The organism is uncultured Aureimonas sp., assembly GCF_913775355.1.
In the GTDB taxonomy this organism is placed as follows: domain Bacteria; phylum Pseudomonadota; class Alphaproteobacteria; order Rhizobiales; family Rhizobiaceae; genus Aureimonas.
In genome coordinates, this window is sequence record NZ_CAJYIU010000136.1 from 1 (window position 1) to 3,905 (window position 3,905).

General features: G+C 67.0%; 4 protein-coding genes and 1 pseudogene. All 5 read right to left on the bottom strand.

Features of this window, described 5'->3' with window-relative positions; translation table 11 throughout:
* Positions 1-286: 286 nt before the first annotated feature.
* Positions 287-736, bottom strand: a complete 450-nt coding sequence (locus QZ753_RS09250) for a hypothetical protein (RefSeq protein WP_294643040.1) — start codon at positions 734-736, stop codon at positions 287-289.
* 55 nt (positions 737-791) lie between these two features.
* Positions 792-2,156 carry a hypothetical protein gene (locus tag QZ753_RS09255; RefSeq protein WP_294643042.1) on the bottom strand — a complete coding sequence of 455 codons (1,365 nt, stop codon included), beginning with the start codon at positions 2,154-2,156 and terminating at the stop codon, positions 792-794.
* A gap of 164 nt (positions 2,157-2,320) precedes the next feature.
* The gene (locus tag QZ753_RS09260; RefSeq protein ID WP_294643044.1) at positions 2,321-2,569 is read right to left on the bottom strand and encodes a LuxR C-terminal-related transcriptional regulator; all 249 of its coding nucleotides are present in this window, start codon (positions 2,567-2,569) and stop codon (positions 2,321-2,323) included.
* Positions 2,570-2,664: 95 nt separating this feature from the next.
* Positions 2,665-2,967 (bottom strand): annotated as a pseudogene (locus QZ753_RS09265) (response regulator transcription factor); the annotation flags it as partial.
* A partial coding sequence (locus tag QZ753_RS09270; protein ID WP_294643046.1) for an ATP-binding protein occupies positions 2,927-3,905 on the bottom strand: 979 nt, incomplete at its 5' end. The gene QZ753_RS09270 and the pseudogene QZ753_RS09265, both read right to left, overlap by 41 nt.

The following is a 3,905-nucleotide window of genomic DNA, read 5'->3' on the forward strand; positions in this document are numbered from 1 at the left end:
CGAACCTTCTCGTCTTGTTCGTCAAGGCGAGACTCTCCTGAGTTGGAAGCGGATATTTTCTTGAGCTAGAGAGTGTCCGCTTCTGATGGCTAAGTCTGACGCCCGCGATGTCCTCGAAGGGTCGAAACCCGTCGGCCCGCTTCCGGGCATTCGCTTTCGTTGCCATTCGAGACCGGACGGGGTGGTTTGCGGATAGTCTGCTTTAGGAGAAGACCGTCGGAAAGCGGACGGGAATGCGGCTTCGTCAGCCCAGCTCCAGCCGCTCACCGTCACCACAAAGGGCCTCTCAACGACCGGGTGCTGCTGCCATGTCGGCATCCGGTGAGAACTGGAATCCGAGGAGCTGCCACGAGCCTGCGATGTTCTGAAAGAGGACGTCGAAGTGAAGCGGCCCGGGTGCGATAGGAACCGCTCCGATCAGCCGCAGCCGATCGTCGTCCTCTCGTTGAAACGCGTCGATCCGTGGCACGAGAAGGACCGCGTCCTGAAGTCGGTACCCTCCGTCGCGAAGGGGCGCCAGAGCGATCTCAAGGCCAGCGGCGGAGTATCGCTTCCGGAAGGCCGGTGTCGCCAGATCGCGTAGAACCGAGTAGTTCCCGGTCTCGATGGCCTGTCCGACCGACACGAAGAGGGTGCGGACCAGCGTCAATGCGAGACGGGAGTTCGCCGCGGCAGCGTCGCCAACGTCCAAGCACGTGTCCGAGCCGCCGTTGCAGGGGTTCGGCTGCTGGCTCATCGCCGATGACACCGCAGCCATCAGGCCGGCCACGACGATCGATGCCGCGATCGTCCTACCAGGCCAGCGCAAGGCCGACCCGCGCCCCGGCGCGTCCCGTGTCGAACCCGACGCCGACGCCTGCGTTCACGAAGAGGTCGTAGGTCGGATCGCTGGTCAGGCGACCGACCATGCCGAGCCCGCCGGCCGTTTGCCCGTCGAAGGCCGCGACGTTGCCTGCCAACGCGAAGTTCCGCCCGTCCGGCGGAAAGGATAGGCCACCGACCGCCAGAGCCAGCGCAGTTCCTTCGCTCGCCCGCTCTCCCGTCTCGTCGATCCGCGAGAGCACGTCGTCGACGGTGAAGTTCGTCGGGGTAATGAGGCCCGCGTCGTTGGCGGTGACGAACCGTGATCCGCCCCGGGCGCCATTCGAGGCCAGCGAAGGTATAGCCACGCTCTGCGTCTCGTCGCCGATCCGGATCTCTCCCTCGCGGCGGGTCTGCACGCCCTGGCCGATGGCGATCGAGCGATCGAACGGCGCGGACGCGCCTTGCCCGATCGCGACGCTTTGCCGGCCGGATGCCGTGCTGGCTTGGCCGATCGCGGTCGAAAGGGCACCGGATGCGGTCGCGAACTGCCCGACGCTGGTTGCCGCCGCGCCCGAGGCGGTGCTGAACTGGCCGATGGCCGTCGAGGCGAAGCCGCTCGCCTCAGTGAACTGACCGACGGCGGTCGCCGCGAATCCAGACGCCGTGGCGAACTGTCCGGCCGCCGTCGTGGCGAATCCGGCGGCGGTGGCGAACTGCCCCGTTGCCGTCGAGGCGAAGCCCGGAGCCGACGCGAGCGTGCCAACTGCCGTTGCCGCGAACCCGGTGGCGGATGCGAAGGGACCGACAGTGGTGGCGAATGCGGCGGACATCGGCGCGGGGTCACCGGCAGGAGCGCCACTGCCGTTGCGGTTGCCGTTCAGGGTGCCGACATTCCGGTTGCCGTTCGCGTTGCCGACGTCGCTTCCGTTGACGAAGGCGCCGTTGAGGTTGCCGTTCAGGGCACCCTGATTGGCGTTGCCGTTGTCTCCGCCGACATTCGTCCCACGACTGGCGAAACCGTTGAGATTGCCGTTGAAGGCGCCGTCGTTGCCGTTGCCGTTGCGAGCCCCGCCGTTTCGGTTGCCATTAAAGACGCCGCGGTTGCCGTTGCCGCTCGTGCCGTCGGCGTTGCCGTTGCCGTTGAAGGCTCCAATGTTGCCCGTTCCGGCGTTGAAGTAGCCTTGGTTCCCGGTGCCGCGATTGAAGGCACCGACATTGCCGTCACCGACGTTGAACCCGCCCGCCAGAGCCGGGTCGATCGAGGCGAGGTCCGGCAAGAGCGGCAGGACGTCGTCGGCCGCGGCGGGGAAGGCCGTCGCCATGGCCAAGACGCAGAGAACCGACCTTCGCATGCCCGACGCGACCTCGCTCGCCGATCCTCGAACAGTGCGGAAGGGTGGCATGGACCTGGCAGTTGAGCAACGTCCCGCGAAGCGCCGCGCATGCGTCGGACGATAGCCGCGCCCGATGCAGACAAGCCGGCTCGGGATCGGGGTCTCGCTGCCTGTTACCCCGCCTAATGCTCGGCGAACCAACCTTCGGCCATGGCATGCCGGAACACGGCCGCCCGGCTTCGCAGCCCGAGCTTTTCGAAGGCCCGGGCGCGGTACGTCTCAACCGTCTTGATGCTGAGGCCGAGCTGCGTCGAGATCTCCTTGTTGCAGAACCCTTCCGCGACAAGACGCACGACGCGCTCCTCCCGCTCGCTGAGGAGTTCTGCCCGCGAGCGGGCGTCGGGCTCTGCCGGGATGACCTTCGCGGCCACGGCCGGATCGACGGCACGCCTCCCGAAAGGACCGCGCGAATGGCTTTCAGGAGATCCTCGGCGGCGGATCGCTTGAGCACGAATCCTTTTGCTCCGGCCCGGAAGAAGGCGCGGACATACGCGCCTTCCTCATGAAGGGTCAGCGCGATCGTGCGGACGGTTGGGAAGCGTGCTGTTATGCGCGAGACAAGATCGGTGCCGGACGCGCCCGGCAACGAGCCGTCGACAACGACAAGATCGACGGGGGTGGTTTCCAACTGTTCGAGGGCTGTCTCGGCATCGCCGGCCTGACCGACGAGATCGAGGTCCTCCTGCTGGGCGAGCAGGGAATGGAGCCCGGAGAGGACGACTGGATGGTCATCCACGATGAAGAGCCGGTACCTTCGCTCCGACATCATGCGTTTCCCTCCCTTCGGCGACGGGCACTGAGATGTAGACCGTCGTTCCGTGTCCCTGTCGGCTTTCGATCGTGAACTCGCCGCCGACCGCGGCCAACCGCTCGCGCATGCCGATGAGCCCGTTCCGTCGCGCCCGCCCGGTTCCGTTCTCGCCCGGGTCGAATCCCTTGCCGTCATCCTCGACGGCGACGCGCAACGTCCCGCCGGCGCGCCGAGCCGTGATGCTGAACCGGGACGCCTCGGCATGCCGGGCGACGTTGGTGAGGGCTTCCTGCAAGACCCGGTAGAGTGCGATGGACGCCTGCGGTGCGATCGGTCCGTCCAGTCCGTCCAGAAGCAGGTCGACGTCGATGCCGAGCTTTGCGCCCCAGCCGAGCGCCAGCTCCTCGATCGCCGAAAGGAGCCCGAGGTCCTCGAGGATCAGCGGCCGCAAGTTCCCTGCCATGTGGTGGACCTGCCCGTTCATGCGGTTGGCGATGTCGCGCAGTTCGCGGATCCGCTCGGCGCGAGCCCCGTCGGATGCGGTAGTCTCGAGCGCCTTCAAACCGATCAGGAGCGCGGTCAGTTCCTGGCCCAGCTCGTCATGCAGCTCGCGGGCGAAATGGAGGCGCTCCGCCTCCTGAACGTCGACGAGCCGCTGCATCAGGCCCTCGCGTTCCGCCTCGGCGCGCTTGCGGGCGGTGATGTTCGAGAACGCGACGACGGCCGCGGGCGGACCGTCCGGGTCCGGTTTTATCGGCGCTGCGCTGACCGCCATCCATAGCCGCCCCCCATCCACCATCTGGATCTGGAGTTCGACGTCCCGGCTGGTGTGACCGTCGTAGAGGGCTCGGCTACTTGGCCAGTCCGTTCGCGCCATCGGCTGGCCGCGGCGGTTGAAGAGCTTGACCCGGCGATGGGCCTGTTCGATCGCCAGGTCACCGGCCGCACCTTTGAGG